This is a genomic window from Streptomyces tubercidicus, from assembly GCF_027497495.1.
GTDB lineage: Bacteria > Actinomycetota > Actinomycetes > Streptomycetales > Streptomycetaceae > Streptomyces > Streptomyces tubercidicus.
Window position 1 is genome coordinate 3,904,019 of record NZ_CP114205.1, and the last position, 19,132, is coordinate 3,923,150.

General features: G+C 72.5%; 16 protein-coding genes. 11 read left to right on the forward strand and 5 right to left on the reverse strand.

What is annotated here, in order from left to right; all coding sequences use genetic code 11:
* Nucleotides 1–43: 43 nt before the first annotated feature.
* Nucleotides 44–1,513, reverse strand: coding sequence for a S1C family serine protease (locus STRTU_RS16985; RefSeq protein WP_159744279.1), 1,470 nt, complete (start codon nucleotides 1,511–1,513; stop codon nucleotides 44–46).
* Between the two features lie 588 nt (nucleotides 1,514–2,101).
* Between STRTU_RS16985 and STRTU_RS16990 the strand changes: the two genes are divergently transcribed.
* The 3 genes from STRTU_RS16990 (at nucleotide 2,102) to STRTU_RS17000 (ending at nucleotide 4,757) form a co-directional block, all read left to right on the forward strand.
* Complete coding sequence (locus tag STRTU_RS16990) at nucleotides 2,102–2,947, forward strand: glycerophosphodiester phosphodiesterase (protein ID WP_159744280.1); 846 nt, start codon at nucleotides 2,102–2,104, stop codon at nucleotides 2,945–2,947.
* A 53-nt stretch (nucleotides 2,948–3,000) separates the two neighbouring features.
* Nucleotides 3,001–3,675, forward strand: a complete 675-nt coding sequence (locus STRTU_RS16995; RefSeq protein ID WP_246240668.1) for an ATP-binding protein — start codon at nucleotides 3,001–3,003, stop codon at nucleotides 3,673–3,675.
* Between the two features lie 113 nt (nucleotides 3,676–3,788).
* Entirely contained in the window at nucleotides 3,789–4,757 is a 969-nt protein-coding gene (locus tag STRTU_RS17000; protein ID WP_159744282.1) for a DUF5926 family protein, read from the forward strand.
* Between the two features lie 249 nt (nucleotides 4,758–5,006).
* Here STRTU_RS17000 and STRTU_RS17005 read toward each other — a convergent pair whose 3' ends face one another.
* Both STRTU_RS17005 and STRTU_RS17010 read right to left on the reverse strand, forming a co-directional pair.
* Nucleotides 5,007–5,594 (reverse strand): hypothetical protein, encoded by a 588-nt coding sequence (locus STRTU_RS17005; RefSeq protein ID WP_246240671.1) that lies wholly within the window; start codon nucleotides 5,592–5,594, stop codon nucleotides 5,007–5,009.
* A gap of 230 nt (nucleotides 5,595–5,824) precedes the next feature.
* On the reverse strand, nucleotides 5,825–6,535 hold the full coding sequence (locus STRTU_RS17010) for a bifunctional DNA primase/polymerase (protein WP_159744284.1): 711 nt from the start codon (nucleotides 6,533–6,535) through the stop codon (nucleotides 5,825–5,827).
* Nucleotides 6,536–7,230: 695 nt separating this feature from the next.
* Between STRTU_RS17010 and STRTU_RS17015 the strand changes: the two genes are divergently transcribed.
* Both STRTU_RS17015 and STRTU_RS17020 read left to right on the forward strand, forming a co-directional pair.
* Nucleotides 7,231–8,874, forward strand: coding sequence for a PP2C family protein-serine/threonine phosphatase (locus tag STRTU_RS17015; RefSeq protein ID WP_246240674.1), 1,644 nt, complete (start codon nucleotides 7,231–7,233; stop codon nucleotides 8,872–8,874).
* Between the two features lie 261 nt (nucleotides 8,875–9,135).
* A complete protein-coding gene (locus STRTU_RS17020; RefSeq protein WP_159747016.1) occupies nucleotides 9,136–10,596 on the forward strand; it encodes an aminopeptidase P family protein in 1,461 nt (486 codons plus the stop codon).
* 33 nt (nucleotides 10,597–10,629) lie between these two features.
* Here STRTU_RS17020 and STRTU_RS17025 read toward each other — a convergent pair whose 3' ends face one another.
* Together STRTU_RS17025 and STRTU_RS17030 are read right to left on the reverse strand one after the other, a co-directional pair.
* Entirely contained in the window at nucleotides 10,630–11,283 is a 654-nt protein-coding gene (locus tag STRTU_RS17025; RefSeq protein WP_159744286.1) for a TetR/AcrR family transcriptional regulator, read from the reverse strand.
* Nucleotides 11,284–11,571: 288 nt separating this feature from the next.
* Nucleotides 11,572–12,063 carry an ATP-binding protein gene (locus STRTU_RS17030; protein ID WP_159744287.1) on the reverse strand — a complete coding sequence of 164 codons (492 nt, stop codon included), beginning with the start codon at nucleotides 12,061–12,063 and terminating at the stop codon, nucleotides 11,572–11,574.
* Nucleotides 12,064–12,309: 246 nt separating this feature from the next.
* On the opposite strand from STRTU_RS17030, the gene STRTU_RS17035 reads away from it, so the two are divergent.
* From STRTU_RS17035 to efeB, 6 genes are all read left to right on the forward strand, one after another.
* Nucleotides 12,310–13,143: a hypothetical protein gene (locus tag STRTU_RS17035; protein WP_159744288.1), complete on the forward strand. Its 834-nt coding sequence runs from the start codon at nucleotides 12,310–12,312 to the stop codon at nucleotides 13,141–13,143.
* A 152-nt stretch (nucleotides 13,144–13,295) separates the two neighbouring features.
* Complete coding sequence (locus STRTU_RS17040) at nucleotides 13,296–14,048, forward strand: YcnI family copper-binding membrane protein (RefSeq protein ID WP_167539248.1); 753 nt, start codon at nucleotides 13,296–13,298, stop codon at nucleotides 14,046–14,048.
* An 84-nt stretch (nucleotides 14,049–14,132) separates the two neighbouring features.
* Complete coding sequence (locus tag STRTU_RS17045) at nucleotides 14,133–14,777, forward strand: SCO family protein (RefSeq protein WP_159744290.1); 645 nt, start codon at nucleotides 14,133–14,135, stop codon at nucleotides 14,775–14,777.
* On the forward strand, nucleotides 14,774–15,220 hold the full coding sequence (locus STRTU_RS17050; protein WP_159744291.1) for a copper chaperone PCu(A)C: 447 nt from the start codon (nucleotides 14,774–14,776) through the stop codon (nucleotides 15,218–15,220). The genes STRTU_RS17045 and STRTU_RS17050 overlap by 4 nt, the downstream gene beginning before the upstream one ends.
* Nucleotides 15,221–15,337: 117 nt before the next feature.
* Nucleotides 15,338–17,545, forward strand: a complete 2,208-nt coding sequence (locus STRTU_RS17055; RefSeq protein WP_159744292.1) for a copper resistance CopC/CopD family protein — start codon at nucleotides 15,338–15,340, stop codon at nucleotides 17,543–17,545.
* A complete protein-coding gene (gene efeB / locus STRTU_RS17060) occupies nucleotides 17,542–18,939 on the forward strand; it encodes an iron uptake transporter deferrochelatase/peroxidase subunit (RefSeq protein WP_159744293.1) in 1,398 nt (465 codons plus the stop codon). The genes STRTU_RS17055 and efeB overlap by 4 nt, the downstream gene beginning before the upstream one ends.
* Nucleotides 18,940–19,132 lie beyond the last annotated feature (193 nt).

Here is a 19,132-nt window from a genome sequence, read left to right on the forward strand (position 1 = left end):
CTGTGCGCGGGGCGCGAAGGTGTCGCGGGATCAGACTAGCGCGTCACTTGTCGCCCGTGCGCTGGCCCAGGGTGACATGGGCGGTGTGCTCCTTGCCGCCGCGCTTGTAGGTGAGGGTGACCTCGTCGCCGGGCTTGTGTTGCCAGATCTCGCTGATGAGGGTGGGGCCGCTGTCGACCACCGTGTCGTCGAGCTTGGTGATGGTGTCGCCGGGGCGGAGGCCGGCCTTGTCGGCGGGGCCGTTCGGGGTGACGGCCTTGGAGCCGTTGTTGCCGGTCTGGGCGATGGTCGCGCCGTCGCCGGTGTCCCGCATGCCGACCTGGACGCCGATCTGGGGGTAGACCGGCTTGCCGGTCCTGATCAGGTCCTGGGCGACCCGCTTGGCCTGGTCGATGGGGATCGCGAAGCCCAGGCCGATGCTGCCGGACTGCTGGGACTCGCCGCCCATGCCGCCGCCGTTGCCGGCCGACTGGATCGCGGAGTTGATGCCGATCACGTTGCCGGCGGCGTCCATCAGGGGGCCGCCGGAGTTACCGGGGTTTATTGACGCGTCGGTCTGCAGGGCGCTCATGTACGAGGCGCTGCTGCCGCCGCCGTCGCTGGAGGCCACCGGGCGGTCCTTGGCGCTGATGATGCCGGTGGTGACCGTGCCGGAGAGGCCGAAGGGGGCGCCGATGGCGATCGTGGCGTCGCCGACCTGCACATTGCCGGACTTGCCGAGCGGGAGCGGGTTGAGCGGGGCGCCGGAGGCGTTCTTCAGCTTGATCACGGCGACGTCGTAGCCGCGGGCGTTGCCGACGACCTCGGCGTCGTACTTCTTGCCGTTGGAGAACGTCGCGGTGAGCTTGCCACCGTCGGCCGCGCTGGCGACGACGTGGTTGTTGGTGAGGATGTGGCCCTGCTTGTCGTAGATGAAGCCGGTGCCGGTGCCGCCCTCGCCGGTGGCACCCTGCGCCTCGATCGTCACGACGCTCGGCAGCGCCTTCTGCGCTATCCCGGAGACGGAGGTGGGCTTGCGGTTCAGCGCACCGGGGTCGCCGGGCGCGGAGACCGTCGTCGAGGCGCTGTCGTTCTGGCCCGCGGCCCAGAAGCCGATGCCGCCGCCGATACCGCCGGCCACCAGCGCGGCCACCAGGACGGCCGCGATCAGCCCGCCGCTGCGCCGCTTGGGCGCGGGGCTGCCGGGCACGGCCCAGGGGTCGCCGCCGTACGGGGGCTGCTGGCCCCAGCCGCCGCCCGCACCGGGGGTGCCCTGGCCGGTGCCCGGGTACGGCGGGATCTGGGCGGTCTGATCGGGGGTGGGGTCGTCGCCGGGGTGGCCGTAGCCGGGCTGCGGAGGGTGTCCGGCGCCCGGAGCCGAGCCCGCGGTCGGGGCGAAGCCCGGCGGGGGCGGCGCGTACGGGGCGTCGGGAGCCTGGGCGCCGGAGGCCGACGCGGGGGCACTGTCCGGCGGCGGCCCGGCCGGCGGCTTGGCCTCCGGCGGGACGGCGGCTCCCTCGTTCTCGGTGCTCACAGCTCTCTCCTCAGCTTCATGACTGTTCGGCGTCCACGGCCTGGCAGGCTGCTTCCCTGTCACCCGGATGTCATCCCTGCGCGGGATCCGGGGCGGGCCGTTTCTTCCGGGGCTTGCGGTTCGGCCGGACCCTGGGGGTGCGTCCGGGTGGTGCAGTTGTTCCGGTTGCCTGCGGGCCTCGCGGTCCGCCGGGTGGTGCGGTTCTTGCGGTCCGGCGGGCCGGGGCCCTCCGGGTCGTACAGCTCCTCGTGCCGGTGGGCGGGGAACCCGGTACTCCAGGATCAAGGATCCCGGCGATACGGGCGAGTCCCGGTCCGCCGGTCCGGGGCCGCCGACCGTGATCCGCGGGTCGCGTCCCGCACACCCCGGCCGTGCGTGAGCCCCGTCCGCGGGCCCCGTCCGGTGATCCGGGCAGGGCGATGCGGGCGAGTCTCCCTACCACCCTTTCCCACCGCGCGTCAGAGCACCGTAAGTCGAGGCTGTGACTGTCCCCTCATCCTTTATGCCGGACAAAACCGGCGCATCCCCTGTTCCGCACGTCGGGTATGTGCCCGGCGCCTCCTCGGGGGCGGATGGCACGATAACGCGGTGACCTATGCCCGCCCCTCCCAGGACGCCCGTCCGGACCGTCCGACCATTTCCGTCATCGCCCATCGCGGTGCCTCCGAGGACGCGCCGGAGCACACCCTCGCGGCCTACCGCAAGGCGATCGAGGACGGCGCGGACGCCCTGGAGTGCGATGTCCGGCTGACCGCGGACGGGCATCTGGTCTGCGTGCACGACCGGCGGGTGAACCGCACGTCCAACGGGCGCGGCCCGGTCTCCGCCCTGGAGCTCGCCGATCTGGCCATGCTCGACTTCGGTTCCTGGAAGGGCGAGGGGTTCGCGAACGAGGCACCGGACCGGCAGCACGAGGACCCCGAGCGGACCTCCGTACTGACGCTGGAGCGGCTGCTGGAGCTGGTCGCCGACGCGGACCGCCGGGTCGAGCTGGCCATCGAGACCAAACACCCGACGCGCTGGGCCGGACAGGTGGAGGAGCGGCTGGTCGAGCTGCTGACCCGGTTCGGGCACACCAATCCGGCGCTGCGTACGGACTGGACCCCTGCGGTCCGCGTCATGAGTTTCTCGGCGCGCTCACTGCACCGCGTACGGGCCGCGGCCCCCTGCATCCCCGGCGTCTACCTGATGCAGTTCCTCACCCCGCGGCACCGGGACGGCCGGCTCCCGCCCGGCGTCGGCATCGCGGGCCCCGGGATACGCATCCTGCGCTCGCACCCCGACTACGTCGCCAGGGCGCATCGCGCGGGCCATCGCGTCCACGTGTGGACCGTCAATGACACCGCCGATGTCGAGCTGTGCCAGGAACTGGGGGTGGATGCGGTGATTACGAATCGCCCCAAACAGGTACGAATCCAACTCGGCCTTGGCTAAAGCTCATCACAGGGTGTGCACCGGCGCATTCGGCCCGTACGTGATCGTGCCCAATGCGTCACCATGTGCCGCTTGGCCGGTTTCCGGTCCAGTCCATTGGGGCATTCATCCCGTGGCGTGGGGCAAAGGAGGTCTCGGGGGTGGCGTTGGTGGTGGCACAAGAGGTGCCGACGTCGTCGATCATGGCCGTACCCCATGGTCCCGTGGGCGTAGGCATGGCCAGGCGGCGCATGCGAGAAGAGCTGTTGGCAAGTGGAGTTCAGGACACAGTCGTCGATGACGCGGTCCTCATCCTTTCGGAGCTGCTGAGCAATTCGTGTCGCCATGCGCGTCCGATATACGAAAACGGATCACCGGGCTCCGCAACGGCTGAGACGAACGACGCACCGGTGGCATCCGTCCGGGCGTCCTGGCGCATCGACGCACAGGGCAGACTCACCGTCGCGGTCACGGACGGCGGCGGCCCGACCCGGCCCCTTCCGGCCACTCCGTCGATCACGGCGCGCGGCGGCCGCGGGCTGGCGATCATCCGCTCGCTCGCCAAGGACTGGGGCGTACACGACTCGGTCGTCGGCGAGGTGACGGTCTGGGCGGCGCTTTCGCTGCAAGGTGCATTTGCTACGCGCGTGGATCTGACGCCCGATCTGCCGCCCTCGCTCACCAGGCGCGCGGGAGTGCGCACGGGGCGGCCGCTGCCGGGCTTCCCGGACTTCGACGATCTGCCGTAGCGGCACGGCGTGACACGGCCAGCGCGCGGCCGGGCGCGACCTCGTACGCAATCCTCTAGGCTCGCGCCGATACGCGTCCGTACGCCCAGGATCGACCAGGAGACACCGTCGCCATGGCCAAGAAGCGCCGTCCCCAGCCCCAGGCCGCAGCATCGAAGATCAAGGACGGCGAGGTGCCGGTCGTCGGCGCCCGTGAGCCCTGCCCGTGCGGCTCCGGCCGCCGGTACAAGGCCTGTCACGGCCGACAGGCGGCGCACGCCGCCACCGAGCTGGTGCAGCGCCCCTTCGAGGGCCTGCCCGGTGAGTGCGACTGGGTGGCGCTGCGCGAGCTGGTGCCCGCCGCCACCGCCGAGTTGACGCTGAAGGGCGGTCTGCCCGAGGGCGTCCCGTCCGTGACGCTGGCGACCGTGCTGCCGATGGCCTGGCCCGCGCTGCGCCGCGACAACGGCGCGGTGATGCTCGGACTGCAGAACGACACCGCCTCCGGAGACCTCAGCCGCGACCTCGCCGACACCCTCCAGCGCGCGCTGGCCGCCGAGCCCGGCACCCCGGTCGCCGCCGGCCGCGCGGCGCCCGACGGTCCGCGACTGCAGGATCTGCTCGACCCGGACGCGGCCTTCGAGCCGGCCGTCCAGACCGGCTTCGAGTTCTGGGTGGAGAACGCCGAGAACGCCACCGGCGAGGTCGCCGCCTCCCTGGAGCGGGCCAACGCGGCGGCCATTCCCACCGCCCGGATTCCCGGCCTGGAGGGCGCCTACTGGTGCGAGGCCCCGGACAAGAACCACCTGCGCTGGGTCACCGGGCACCCCGAGGAGCAGCTGCTGGACGCGCTCGCCCGGCTGCACGCCGCGGGCGCCTCCTCGCTCGGTGAAGACACCCGCCTGGTGGGCTCGTTCCGCGCCCACGGGCTGGTCGTCCCGGTCTGGGACCTGCCCTCGTCGATGAGCGCCGAGGAGGTCGCCAAGCCCGCCGCGGCGTTCGCCGAGCGGCTGGCCGAGGCGCTCGCGGCGGACGCGCCGCTGACCCCGGAGGAGCGCCGGGCGCGCGGCGGGCTCACCAACCGCCAGATCACCCTGAGCTGATCGGCCCGCCCGATCGTGCGGAACGGACGCCTCCGGGTACCTCAGACGTGACCCCTGTCACAACTCCCCGTACCTGCCGGTAAATAGGCGTCCGGAATTCCACGATCGAATTTGCGAACCGCCGATCTCTTGTTACGGTTCTAAAAGCCCGGTCGCTGGTGCATCCCCCGTCGCCAGCGACCGGGCGCTTCCATGCCCGGAGCCGGGTGTACCGCCCGGTCCGGTCCGGCCGTCCGCGGCCCGGTGCCGTCAGCGGCCCGAACTCCCGCCTCCCGCAGCCGCGTTGCTGCCCGAGCGCAGCAGCAGCCGCTCCCCCGCCGCATCCGAGAACTCCGCCACCGCGCCGTACGGCCCGCCGCTGCGCACGGTCGCCCCGGTCGGCGTCTCGCACAGGCCCGGCACGCCGGAGGCCGACACCGCGCAGTGCACCTGGACGGTCGTGCCGTCCGGCCGCAGCAGCGTCAGTACGGCGCGCAGCGGGGCGCCGGCGAGGTTGCGGTAGTACGTCCGCCCCCAGGTCAGCCCGTTCTCGGCGAGTACACAGGTCTGGGCCTCGATCCGCTGGGGAGCGGTGAGTTGAGGGCCGCAGCGGGAGGTACGGGCGGAGCGGGGCGGACGGGCGAGGGCGGCGGGGGAGCCGGTGGCGGTCCGGGGGCGGGCGGCGGCGGGGCTCATGCCCGTATTGGTGCCGCTATCGGTGCTGATGCCCCTTGGGGTCGTAGGGCTGTTTTCGGACATGCCGGGCGCCCCGGGAAGCGCGAGGTCGGCCGGACCGGCCATTGCGGCGCCCAGCGGTACGGCAACGGCCAGCACCACCACGCCGGCGAGACCGGTCATGCGGACTTTCTGCGCACGCTGCATGGGCCCCACCTGCGATTGAGATGCCGCTGACGACGGCTTGACGGTGGGCCGAACTTATCGGGCGGCGGGGGTGCCCCCGGACACCCGGACGCCCATTCCCCGTAGTTGTCCGGGCCGGTCACACCCGAACGGGTGATCCGCCCGCGCGTTGTTCCCCCTTTTTCCGCCGGGCGGACGGGACGGGCGCGCGGGCCGTACCGCGGGCGTCAGTACGCGAGCCGGCTGCCGCCGTCGGGGGTGCCGGTGCTCGCCGTGACCAGGGCGTCCACGATCGTGGCCACCTTCGGCAGCCAGGGCGCGGCCGGACCGGCGAGCGGCGGCCGCTCCCAGCGGACCCGGCCCGCGGCGATCTGGGAGGGCGGAAGCACCAGATAGCCGCCCTCCCCGTGGAACCGCAGCGAGCTGGGCACCCAGTCCTGGGAGTGCAGCAGCTCACCCAACTCCGCGAGGTCGTACGGCGATACGAGCAGCGACCAGCGGGTGGGCGTCGCCACCACGGGGCCGAGGCGTACGCCGAAGTGGTCCAGGGCCGCCAGGGCGCGGGCACCGGCGACGGCGGGCAGGCTCACCGCGCAGGGCGCACGGCCGCCGGTGGCCAGCACGATCGGGGCGTCGGGGCGGTTCGCCCACCACCAGCGCACCATCCGGGCATCGGTCGTGGCCGCCAGCAGACCGGGGTCGAAGGGGTGCGCGCCGGGCACCACGCATTCGGGGTCGGGGCAGCTGCACCGGCGGCCGGTCCGCTCGCCGAGGCCGAGCCGGGCACCGGCCTGCTGCCGGCCGGCGGGCCTGATCCCCACACCGGGAAGTACGGGCCACTGCCACTCGGTGGCGCAGTGGAGCGCCGCACCGAGCAGCGCCGACCTTCCGCCGCGCCGGAACAGGAGCTTGCGTCGCCTTCCGAGGATCTCGCGCATGAGCGCTCGTTCCTTTCCGTTAACGCCGAGGGCTTCGTCCATCGCACTACATGGCTCTTCTTGCCGGTTCGCCGTTGTCCGTGCCGTGCCGCTTCATGCCGTGGTGGGGCGTTTCCTGCGGCCCGGCCGTGCAACCCGGGGTCGATCGCATCTCGATCACGCCACGTGGATCACTGACCGCGTGTACAAGGCAGCGCATCACGCCGTACGCCGAGCGTGGAACATGGCGGGGGGTGGCGCGCGCCTGGCGATTGCGCCTCCGTGGTGCAGCCCCCGCCTCTTGGGGGTGCGTCGCGGTCGTCGCCTGATTAGACGCCGGTGTCCGCCGGAGAGTTCCGGTGCGGCCCCAACTGGCCCCGCACCTTTCCGAGTACGTACCCGCCACTGTGGTGATGACGCGCTGCTGATCGCCGTCAGTCGACCTCAAATTGACGCTTGGGGGGCTTTTTTCAGGCCAATCTGACAGACCTCGCTGACACCACAAACCCCATAGGGAGAGTGCTGGACATCACATCGTTGATGCGTGTACATGTGGAGCACTGATAGCGGAGCAGCATGACATGGGGGTTTGCGATGCTATTGAGGACCTTGAGTGGCCAACCGCACCGCCCAACATCACTCAACAAAATGCCGCACTCCCTACCAAAAAGCGGCCTGACCTGGGTCATCATCGGGCGCAACGAGAGACGCCAACCATGACCGCCCCGCACGTTCCGAAAGTGGCTGGAATCGAACCAGCCCTTCCCGCCCCCACGCACACTGTCGACCCGCGCGTGGGGAACACCCCCGCGAGCCCCACCGCCGGCACCCCGTCCGGCGGCTCGCCCGCCACCCTTCCGGGCGCCCCTCGGGACACCGCACCCGACGCCGCGTCAGCCCCCGCCCCCGGCGACGCCCCCGACCTCTCCGCCGTCGACCAACTCGCCGCCGTGCAGGACCGGCTGGCCGGCTGGATCTCCGACCTCAGCACCCTGCACGACCTGACCGAACAGCTGGCGCGCACCCGCACGCTGGAGGACGCCCTCCACGAGCTGCTGCGCGCCGGCGCCTCCCTGGTCGGTGCGCGGCGCGGGCTGGTCGTCCTCGCCCCGGCCGACGGCTACGGCCCGGAGACCACCATCGGCCTCGGCCTCGGCCACGCCGATATCGGCACCATCGAAACCATCCCGCGCCGCGCCCTGTCGTACGCGCGGATACTGGACGGCCTCCCGGAGCCGGGCGCCGGTGGCGACGGCACCCGGCCCGCGGCCGGCGACGCGGGCCGTCCCCCCGGCGCCCGCGGCGCGGCGGCGGCCGGACCGTGCACCGAGATCTCCGAACCCGACATCCCCGGTGAGAAGGGGCTCGACCCGCGCCTGCGGGAGGTCGCGGCCCGGCTCGGGTACGCCGCCAGTTACGCCATCCCGCTTACCGCCGACCCCATCGGCAGGACCGGCGCCGCGGTCTGGCTCTACGACGAACCGGCCGAGCCCACCGAACGGCAACGCCATCTCATCGGCCTCTACCGGGCGCACGCCGCCGAACACCTCGCCCGCCTCCTGGAGCTGCACCGCAGCCGGCAGGCCGTACGGATCCTCCGTGAGGAGCTGCTGCCGCACCGGCTGCCGCGGGTCCCCGGCGTCCGCCTCGCGGTGCGGCACAGCAGCGGGCCGCGCGGTGGCGGCGACTGGTACGACGCGCTGCCGCTGCCGGACGGCGCACTGGGGCTGGCCATCGGTTCGGTGACCGGCTCCGGGCCGAGCGCGGTGGCGGCCATGGGGCGGCTGCGGGCGTCGCTGCGCGCCTATGCCGTCATGGAGGGCGAGGATCCGGTCGCGGTCCTCTCCGACCTCGAACTGCTGCTGCGGCTGACCGAACCGGCCCGCAGCGCCACCGCGCTGTTCGCCTTCACCGAGCCGCCGCCCGGCGCGCCCGGCGGGCCGCCCGCGCCCCCGATGCCGGGCGGTATCACCGACCCGTTCGCCCGCAAGATCGTCCTGGCGGGGGCCGGCCACTGCCCGCCGCTGATCCTCGGTGATCTGCGGACCGAGTACGTGGAGACCTCGCTGTCCGCGCCGCTGGGCATGCTGGCCTGCTGGGAAGCGCCGAGCGTGGAGATCGAACCGGCCCGCGGCGAGACCCTGCTGCTCTACAGCGACGGGCTGCTGCACCGCACCGGCGAGCCCATGGACCGCGCCTTCACCCGGCTGCACGCCGCCGCCGCGGGCGTCCCCCGGGCCGCGCGGCACGATCCCGAGGCGGTCGTCGACCACATCGTGCGCACGATGCTGCCGCAGGGTCTGGACGATCCGGCGTCTAAGGAGGACGTCGTGCTGCTCGCGGCGTACTTCGAGGAGTAGCCCCCGGTCCGGCGGCTCAGGGCCGGTCCGGCGGCCCCCGGCCCTGGTTGCGGGGCCGGCCCTGAGCACGCCACTACGGCGGAGGTCCGGGAAGCGGATCTGCCGCCGCGCCCCGCCGGCCGCCGGTCACGTCCCGCCCGTACGCGCCGGGCGTCATGCCTCCTTTGGCCGGAGTGCCGGAGAGGTCACACCTTCCGGCCCCTGGACCGTTTTCGATCCGCACATACGATGGAATGCGGTTCAGTCTTTCAAGGAGGCATGGTGACCGACGCGCTCACTCCGGAGACCCCGGACGAGGACGAGCAGCCGATCAAGCAGCGCAAGAACGGCCTTTACCCGGGCGTCTCGGACGAGCTCGCGGAGAACATGAAGAGCGGCTGGGCCGACACCGAGCTGCGCGATCTGCAGCCGATCGAGCAGGCCCCGAACGCCGCCCGGCGCCGGGCGGCGCTGTCCGCGCGCTTCCCCGGTGAGCGCCTGGTGATCCCGGCGGGCAACCTGAAGACCCGCTCGAACGACACCGAGTACCAGTTCCGCGCCTCGACGGAGTACGTCTACCTCACCGGCGACCAGACCGACGACAGCGTCCTGGTCCTGGAGCCGACGGGCGACACCCACGAGGCGACGATCCACCGGCTGCCCCGCTCCAACCGCGAGAACGGCGAGTTCTGGCTCAACGGCATGGGCGAGCTGTGGGTCGGCCGGCGCCACAGCCTCCAGGAGGCCGAGGCTCTGCTGGGCGTCCCCTGCAAGGACGTCCGTGAGCTGGCCGACGCGCTCAAGGAGGCCACCGGCCCGGTCCGTGTGGTGCGCGGCCACGACGCCGGTATCGAGGCCGCGCTGACCGACAAGGTCACCGCCGAGCGGGACGAGGAGCTGCGCGTCTGTCTCTCCGAAGCGCGCGCGGTGAAGGACGAGTTCGAGATCGGCGAACTGCAGAAGGCCGTCGACTCGACGGTGCGCGGTTTCGAGGACGTCGTGAAGGTCCTGGACAAGGCCGAGGCGACCAGCGAGCGCTACATCGAAGGAACGTTCTTCCTGCGCGCCCGCGTCGAGGGCAACGACATCGGCTACGGCTCGATCTGCGCCGCCGGCCCGCACGCCACCACCCTGCACTGGGTCCGCAACAACGGCGAGGTCCGCTCCGGCGAACTGCTCCTGCTGGACGCCGGTGTGGAGACCCACACCCTCTACACCGCGGATGTCACCCGCACCCTGCCGGTCAACGGCCGCTACACCGATCTCCAGCGCACGATCTACGACGCGGTCTACGAGGCCCAGGAGGCGGGCATCGCGGCGGTCAAGCCGGGTGCGGCCTACCGCGACTTCCATGACGCGGCGCAGCGGGTGCTCACCGAGAAGCTGGTCGAGTGGGGCCTGGTCGAGGGCCCGGTCGAGCGGGTGCTGGAGCTGGGCCTGCAGCGCCGCTGGACCCTGCACGGCACCGGCCACATGCTCGGCCTCGACGTCCACGACTGCGCCGCGGCCCGCACCGAGCACTACGTCAACGGCACGCTGGAGCCCGGCATGGTGCTGACCGTGGAGCCCGGACTGTACTTCCAGGCGGACGATCTGACGGTCCCTGAGGAGTACCGGGGCATCGGCGTCCGCATCGAGGACGACATCCTCGTGACGGCCGACGGCAACCGGAACCTGTCGGCCGGGCTGCCGCGGCGGTCGGACGAGGTCGAGACCTGGATGGCCGGGCTGCTCGGCAAGTAGCAGCGCGGAACGCCGTATACGCCTCCCGGTGGATCAACTTCCGCCGGGGGGCGTGTCGTTGGCCGGGCCGCCGCCGCTCCTTCTCGTGTACGCGCCCGCGCGGGCCGCCGCCCAGACGGCGGTGGCGGCGGAGTCGGCGAGGTCCCGGTCCACGGGGCGGCGGGCGATCAGAATCCGGTAGGAGAAGGGCGCCCCGAGCGCCGACATCACTGCCTCCGGGTCGGTGTCCGCGGGCAGTTCGCCACGCTCGACGGCCCGCCGCACCATCCGGCCGGCCAGCGCCAGCCGTTCGCCGAAGACGGACCGCATCACCGCCGCCGCCTGCGGGTCACGCGCCGCGGCGGACACCACCGCCTCGATCAGACAGCTCATCCGCGCCTCGCCGTAGAAGTCGGCTATCGAGCGGGCCAGCACACGCAGGTCCTCAGGCAGGCTGCCGGTGTCCGGCAGCGGCACATCGGAGCTCCGCTCGGCCAGCAGCTCGCACACCAGGCCCTCGACGGAGCGCCAGCGGCGATAGAGCGTCGCCACATGAATCCCGGCGCGCTGCGCGACCTTCTCCATGGTCAGTCCGGCGAAGCCGCCGTCCTCCAACTCCTGGAAAACCGCGGCCAGTACGGCCTTGCGGGTACGTGCCGTACGTCCACCGGGTCTGGTCTCGCCCGGGGCGTGGTGCGCTGTCGTCACGACGGCTCCGTATTGCAGTGCGGGTTCACGCCAAGTATTGTCCGAGACGAGTTAACGCGAGCAACTTCGCGTTAATCATGGTGCGCGCTGGTCTCGCAGGGACAGGGGACGCCGCGGGGGAGGTCCTCCCACCGCGAGACCGCGCTGCCCCTCTCCCTCATGGGCGGTTTCCGGCCAATATCCCCACTGCCGACGTTCGCCCGGTTTGACACCTGACGTCCTGCTCGCCTCGCGTCCTGCTCGCTCGCGTACGGCCAAGGTGTGCGGCCGGCCCCGCGACCGGGGTGATCACGACGCCATAGGAAGCGCCGCCCCCTCGCGCCACTTGAGGATCTTGTCGAAGCTGACCACTGCGCCGGGGCGGCCCGTGCGGTTGCGGTAGCGGACGTGGTCGGTGAGGGCCTCGATCAGAAAGAGCCCCCGGCCGTCCTCGGCAAACTCGGGGGCCTGCGCGGGGGTGGGCACGGGGGCCGGGAGGGGGCGGTCCGTGGCCGCCGTATGGGGTGGGGCGGGGGGTGCGGGGCAGCGGAAGCCGGGGCCCGAGTCGGTGACTTCGATGCGGCAGGTGTCGCCGTCGATGAAGGCCGTGACGCGGTAGTCCTCGGTGGCGTCGCCGCCGTGCTCGACGGCGTTCGCGCAGGCTTCGGAGAGGGCCACCGACAGGTCGTAACAGATGTCCGGGTCTACCCCCGCGGTCTCCATCGTGCCCAGCAGCAGGCGACGGGCGAGCGGCACGCTCGCAGCCTCGCGCCGCAAATGGAGTGACCACCAGATGCTCATCGCTCCAGCCTCCTGGCCGCGGCTCGACATATCGATACCTATTGCCGCGCCGCAAGGTCCGTAAGCATGTCCGGGACGTGATACCGCTCATTCGGCGGATGCGAAGAGTGAGCGCATCGGTGTAGGTGCCGCGCTGTCCGTGCGCCCTCGCGCGCCCTGCCTGCCTCCTCGGACGCCCCGCCGGGCGCCCCTTGACACCGACCTGCCGTCCGGGGCCCGTGTGGCCAGTGGGATGATGGCGCCGCCATGACTCCACCGCCCGCCTCCCCAGCGCGCGCAGCCGCCGATCTCCGGCTGCTGAGGGCCGCGGTCTTCACCGCGGCCTGCGTCGCGCTGTCCGCGGCCGGGCACATCCTCGGCTCCTGCGCCGCCGTCCCGCTGTGGACGCTGGGCGTCGCCGCCGCCGCGGTGTTCGCGGTCGCGGTGCCGCTGGCCGGGCGGGAACGCACCCTGCCGGGGATCGCCGTGGGGCTCGCCCTGGGACAGCTCGCGCTGCATGCGCTGTTCAGCTGGGGGCAGCAGCCGGCGCCCGCCCCTGGGCGGAGCGGATCCGGCGGGCTCTCGGAACAGGCCGCGATCAGCATCGCCCGGCACATGACGTGCGGGCTCGGCGCCGGGCGGGTGGACGGTGCGCAGGCGCGCCGGGCGCTCGGCCCGGGAGGCTTCGACGCGGCCTCCGCCGCCGGGGCGGCCGCACCGGCGGGGCACGGTACGGCCGGTGGCACGGCCGCCGCCGACCCGGCGGCGGTGCACGGTCTGCTGCCGTCGCTGCCCATGCTGCTGGGGCATCTGCTGGCGGCGCTCGCCCTCGGCTGGCTGCTGCGGCGGGGCGAGGCCGCGCTGTGGCGGCTGGTCCGGCTGTCGGCTCCGGCGTACCAGGCGACGGTCCACACGCTGATCGGTGCGGTGCGCGGGGCGCTCGCGCTGGTCCACGCCCTGCTCATGGGCCTCGGGGCGGCGCACGAAGAGGCGCGGCGCGCCCCCGTTTCGTACGGGGATGACAAACCCGGCCCGAAGGACCTCGCACTCCACCACAGTGTCGTCAGGCGAGGGCCACCCACCCTGGCCCTCGCGGCCTGACCACGCGCGAAGCACGCTCCCACAGGACTGGGGGTACGGGCTCGCGCGCGGTCGCCGCACGCGCGCCACCTGCACCGTCACCAGCACCTTTCTCCTTCCTGTGGAGTGTTTTTCCGATGTCGAAGATCTCGAAGATGACGCAGTCGCCGCAGATGCCGCAGCAGCAGGCGGACGCGTCGCGGACCCGGCGGTTCGCGCGACGGCTGCCGCTCGTGGGCGCCGCGGCGGTCGGCAGTGTGGTGCTGCTCGCAGCCCCGGCCTTCGCCCATGTCAGCGTGCAGCCGGCGGGCCCGGCCCCCAAGGGCGGCTATGCGACCGTCAACTTCAAGGTGCCCAATGAGCGGGACGACGCCTCGACGGTGAAGCTGGAGGTCACGCTGCCCACCGACCAGCCGCTGGCCTCGGTCATGCCGCAGCCGGTGCCGGGCTGGAAGATCGACGTCAAGACGTCGAAGCTGGCCAAGCCGATCGAGATGCACGGCGAGAAGATCGACAAGGCCCCCTCGAAGATCACCTGGACCGCGGAGGACAAGGGCGTCGAGCCCGGTCGCTTCCAGCAGTTCCCGGTCTCCGTCGGCATGCTGCCCGAGGACGCCGACCAGGTCGTCTTCAAGGCCCTCCAGACGTACGACGACAAGGAGGTCGTGCGCTGGATCGAGCCGACGAAGGAGGGCGCCCCGGAGCCGGAGAACCCGGCGCCGGTCCTCCAGCTGACCGCGGCCGAGGACGAGCACGGCGGCGCGGACGCGAAGAGCGGCGACAAGGGCCACGTCAAGAGCGCCGCGGCCGGCCAGGACGCCGCCGACGGTGACACCACGGCGCGCGTCCTGGGCGCCGTCGGCATCGTCGTCGGCCTCATCGGAATCGGCTTCGGTGTCTTTGCCGGCCGGCGCCGCAGCGCCTGATCACGGACGGGCCGGCGCCCGACCCGCGCCGGCCCGACACCCCTTCCCGGACCCCCGGGATTCAACTCACGGGATTTATCTGCAATGCGTAGAACGACCCTGCTCGCGTCCGCCCTCACGGCGGCCGCGGCCCTCAGCCTGACCGCCTGCGGCGGGGACGACGACAAGCCCGCCGCCACGGTGTCCGGCGGCACCACCGCCAAGCCGATCGTCACGCTCGACAGCCCGCTGGCGAAGCCTGACCTGGTGCTGACCGACACCCACGGCGCCAAGTACGACCTGCTGGAGAAGACCAAGGGCCACCCGACGCTGATCTACTTCGGCTACACCAACTGCCCGGACGTCTGCCCGCTGACGATGGCCAACATCGCGGTCGCGGTGAAGCAGCTGCCCAAGGCCGAACAGAAGGATCTTCGGGTCGTCTTCGTCACCTCCGACCCGGAGCGCGACACCCCGGCCACCCTCAAGAAGTGGCTCGGCGGCATCAACAAGGACTTCGTCGGGCTGACCGGAAAGTTCGACACCATCCAGGGCGGCGCGCGCAGCGTGAACATCGGCATCGAGAAGCCGGTCAAGAAGAAGAACGGCGATGTCGTCTCCACCCATGGCGCGCAGGTGCTGCTGACCTCCCCCAAGGACGACAAGGTCCACTGGATGGGGATGCAGGACGCCACCTCCGACAACTACACCAAGGCACTTCCGAAGATCGTCAAGGGGCAGAACCCGTGAACCGCCGTACTCCCCTCGCCGCCGCTCTCGCCCTGGCGACCGGTCTCGCACTGGCGGGCTGCGGCGCGGACAGTGCCCCGAAGATCGAGGTCAGCGGCGCGTATATGCCGGAGCCGGTCACCGAGCAGATGGCCGGCGCCTACTTCACGATCAAGAACAACGGTGACACCGCCGACAAGCTCACCTCGGTCACCAGCAACCTGGCCAAGAACATCACGATCCACAAAACCGTCGGCACCAAGATGGAGCAGGTCAACTCCCTGGCCATCCCGGCCAACGGCACGCTCCAGCTCGGCCACGGCGGCAACCACCTGATGCTCATGGGGCTGAAGGACAAGCCGACCAAGGACGACGTCGTCACCGTCCGGCTGCACTTCGCCCACGCGGCACCGGTCCGGGTGTCGCTCCAGGTCAAGGCCGCCGACTACCAGCCGAAGCACTAGCCGAAGGACTCACGGGAGCAGCACCGAGGTCCGAAGAAACCAGCCGCGGCCGGACGACGCGCGCCGGAAGCACCGCACCGGACGGCAGCGGCAACGGGAGTAAGGGGAGCGATCACTATGGTCACCACCGGGCTACGGCCGCGACGGTCCGCCGTGCTGCGCCTGCTGGTCGTCGCGCTCGCGCTGGCCGGCACGCTGCTCGGCGGGCTCGGCGGCGCCGCACCGGCCTCGGCGCATGCCGCGCTGACCGGCAGCACCCCCGCACCGAGGTCGGTGGCGGACCGCGCCCCCGAGCAGGTGACGCTCACCTTCTCCGAGGGCGTCGCGATGGGCGACGACTCGATCCGGGTGCTGGACCCGCAGGGCAAACGGGTGGATGAGAAGAAGCTGCGGAATCTGAGCAGCGACCGCGTCGTCAAATACGGCGCGGGGCTGCCGTCCGGGCTGCGCGACGGCACCTACACCGTCGCCTGGCAGGCGGTCTCCGCCGACAGCCACCCGGTGTCCGGCGCCTTCACCTTCTCGGTCGGCGCGCCGTCCAAGACCACCGCCCCGGTTCCCCAACAGGAGGCCGGCGGCGGGCTGGTGGGCGCGCTCTACGGCGTCGCCCGCTACCTCGCCTACGCCGGGTTCGTGCTGCTGGCCGGCGGCGCCGCCTTTGTGGTGGCCTGCCGGCCCGCCGCGGCCCTCGTACGGTCCGTACAGCGGCTGGTGGTCTACGGCTGGGCGCTGCTGACCGGCACCACCGTGGTGATGCTGCTGCTGCGCACCCCGTACACCGGGTCCGGCGACCTCGCCGATGTCTTCGACCTCGGCGGCCTCCAGCAGGTGCTGATCACCAAGCCGGGCGCGGCGCTGGTCTCCCGGCTGCTGCTGCTCGCGGCGGCGGCGTTGTTCGTGGCGGTGTTGTTCGGGGCGTATGCGCGGGCGTACGAGACGGGTGTGGCGGGGGAGGGTGACGAGTCCGGCGCGGCTGGTGCGGCCGGTGCGTCAGGGGAGGGCGACGAGGTCGGTGGGTCGGATGACGCGGACGAGCGCGGTGCGTCGGATGCCGCCGCCGTGCAGGCCAGGCGGCGCAAGGACCTCACCTTTGGCCTCGGCTTCGGCGGGGTGATCGTCGCCACCGGGCTCGCCGCGACCTGGGCGATGGCCGAACACGCCTCGACCGGGCTGCAGCCCGCCGTGGCGATGCCGGTCGATGTGCTGCATCTGCTGGCGGTCGCCGCCTGGCTCGGCGGGCTGGCGGCGCTGGTCGTGTCCCTGTACTGGGGCCCGCCCGTTGAGCGGGCCGCCGTCCGCCGCTTCTCCCGGATCGCGTTCGGCTCCGTAGTGGTGCTGGTGGCCACCGGCCTCTACCAGTCCTGGCGGCAGGTCGGCACCTGGCGCGCGCTGACCGACACCAGCTACGGGCAACTGCTGCTGCTCAAGGTCGCGCTGGTCGTGGTGCTCGTCGGGATCGCCTGGCTGTCGCGGCGGTGGACGGGACGGCTGGCGGAGGTACCGGAGACGGACGTACCGGAGACAGAGGCATCGGCGGCGGAGGTATCGGCGGCGGAACTCCGGGCGACGGGGAAAGCCGAGACGGATGGGGAGAAGGACGCGGAGGAGGCGGCGGAGAAGGCGGCGGAGAAGGCGGCCGTCGGTGCTGCGGTCACCGCGGCCACCGCGACCACCGCGGACCCGGCCCCGGCCCCGGCCCCGGCCCCGGCCCCGAAGACCGGCTCCTCCCCGGAGACCACCCCCGACCCCGCCCGCGCCGCTCAACTCGCCCGGCAGCAGGCCGCGGTGCGTACCGCCCGGACGAAGCGGCAGCGGGACGCCGACCCGGAGCGGCTGGGGCTGCGCCGGTCCGTATTGGCCGAGGCATCGGTTGCGGTCATCCTGCTCGTGGTCACCACGGTGCTGACGGCCACCGAACCGGCGCGTACCGAGGCGGCGGTCAAGGCCACCTCGGGCGGGCAGTCCGCCGAGGCCGGCCGGCCGCAGACGCTGACCGTCCCGTTCGACACCGGCGGCCCGGACGGCAAGGGCACCGCCCGGATCGGTCTCTCCCCCGGGCGCAGCGGCAGCGCCAACGCCCTGAAGCTGCGGATCACCGACCCCTCGGGGAAGCCCATGGACGTCCCCGAGGTGAAGGTCTCCTTCACGGAGAAGTCCAAGAAGCTCGGGCCGCTGTCGGTCACCACCCGGCACACCGGGAAGGGCCAGTGGCGCGCGAGCGGGGTCCAGCTGCCGGTCCCCGGAAAGTGGCGGCTGTCACTGGTCGTCCGGACCTCCGATATCGACCAGGTGACCGAGATCAAGAACGTGAAGATCGGCTCATGAGCAAGCAGACCTCCCGTAAGCAGAGCACCGGCAAGCAGGCCCCCCGTACGCAGCCCCCCGGCAAGCAGGCGGCCCGTAAGGAGACCGCCCCTAAACAGGCGAGCGACGGCCGCGTCCCCGCACCGGCCCCCGCCCCCGCCCCGGAGACGGCCGGATCGCCCACCACGGAGCTCTCCCGCCGACGCCTGCTCGGCACCGTCGGCGCGGCGGGCGCGGCCGGGCTGGTCGTCGGCGGGGCCGGTGGCGCCTTCGGGGCCTCGGCGCTGCGGGACGAGGCCCCCGAGGCGCTGACCAGCATCGGCTCGACCCGGGTCGCGTTCCGGGCGGCGGGCGGCGGGCACCAGGCGGGGATCACCACCCCGTTGCAGGCCACCGGTCATCTCGTCGCCTTCGACCTGGCACCGGGCACCGACCGCAAGGCCGCCGCCGCGCTGCTGCGCCGCTGGTCGCGGACGGCCGAGGAGCTGATGGCCGGACGGGCCCCGGACGCCGACACCGGGGTCGCTCTCGACGCGGGCCCGTCCTCGCTGACCGTCACGTTCGGCTTCGGCCACAGCTTCTTCGGCCGTACGGGCCTGACGAAACGGCGCCCCGCGGAGCTCGACCCGCTGCCCGACTTCTCCGCCGACGCACTGGACCCGGACCGCAGCAACGGCGATCTGTGGATCCAGATCGGCGCCGATGACGCGCTGGTCGCCTTCCACGCGCTGCGCGCGCTCCAGAAGGACGCGGCCGGGCGGGCGCGGCCGCGCTGGCAGATGAACGGCTTCAACCGCACACCGGGCGCCACCGCGCACCCGATGACCGCCCGCAATCTCATGGGCCAGATCGACGGCACCAACAACCCGAAGCCGTCGGACCGGGACTTCGACGAGCGGATCTTCGTGGGGCGGGAGGCCGAGCAGGCGTGGATGCGCGGCGGCTCGTACGCCGTCGTGCGCCGGATCCGGATGCTGCTGGACGACTGGGAGAAGCGTTCCCGGCACGACCAGGAGAAGGTCATCGGGCGCCGCAAGGACAACGGGGCGCCGCTGACCGGCGGTTCCGAGACCACCCCGATGCGGCTGGACGAGAACCGCCCGGACGGGCTGCCGGTCATCCCGGCCAACGCGCACGCGCGGATCGCGGCGCCGGAGTCCAACCAGGGCGCGGCGATGCTGCGCCGCCCGTTCTCGTACCACGACGGGTTCCGGGAGGACGGCGCCCCGGACGCCGGGCTGCTGTTCATCTGCTGGCAGGCCGATCCGCTGCGCGCCTTCACCCAGATCCAGCGGAAACTGGACCGCGGGGACGCGCTGTCGCCGTTCCTGCGGCACGAGGCGAGCGGACTGTTCGCGGTGCCACCGGCCGCGGAGCCGGGCGACTACGTGGGCCGGCCGCTGCTGGAGGGGTAGCTCCTGGCCGGGGGCCCTGGGGGAAACCCTTGGGGGGACCCCTTGGGGGAGACCCCTGGGGGAGGCCCCTGGGGTGGGCTGGGGCGGGGCCTTAGGGAGGGGTCGAACGGATGCCGTAGGGGAGGGGAGCGCCCCCTCGGGGCCACAACGGGGTGGGGGGTGGTGGTATCCCGTGTACCGGCCGGGCGGCGGA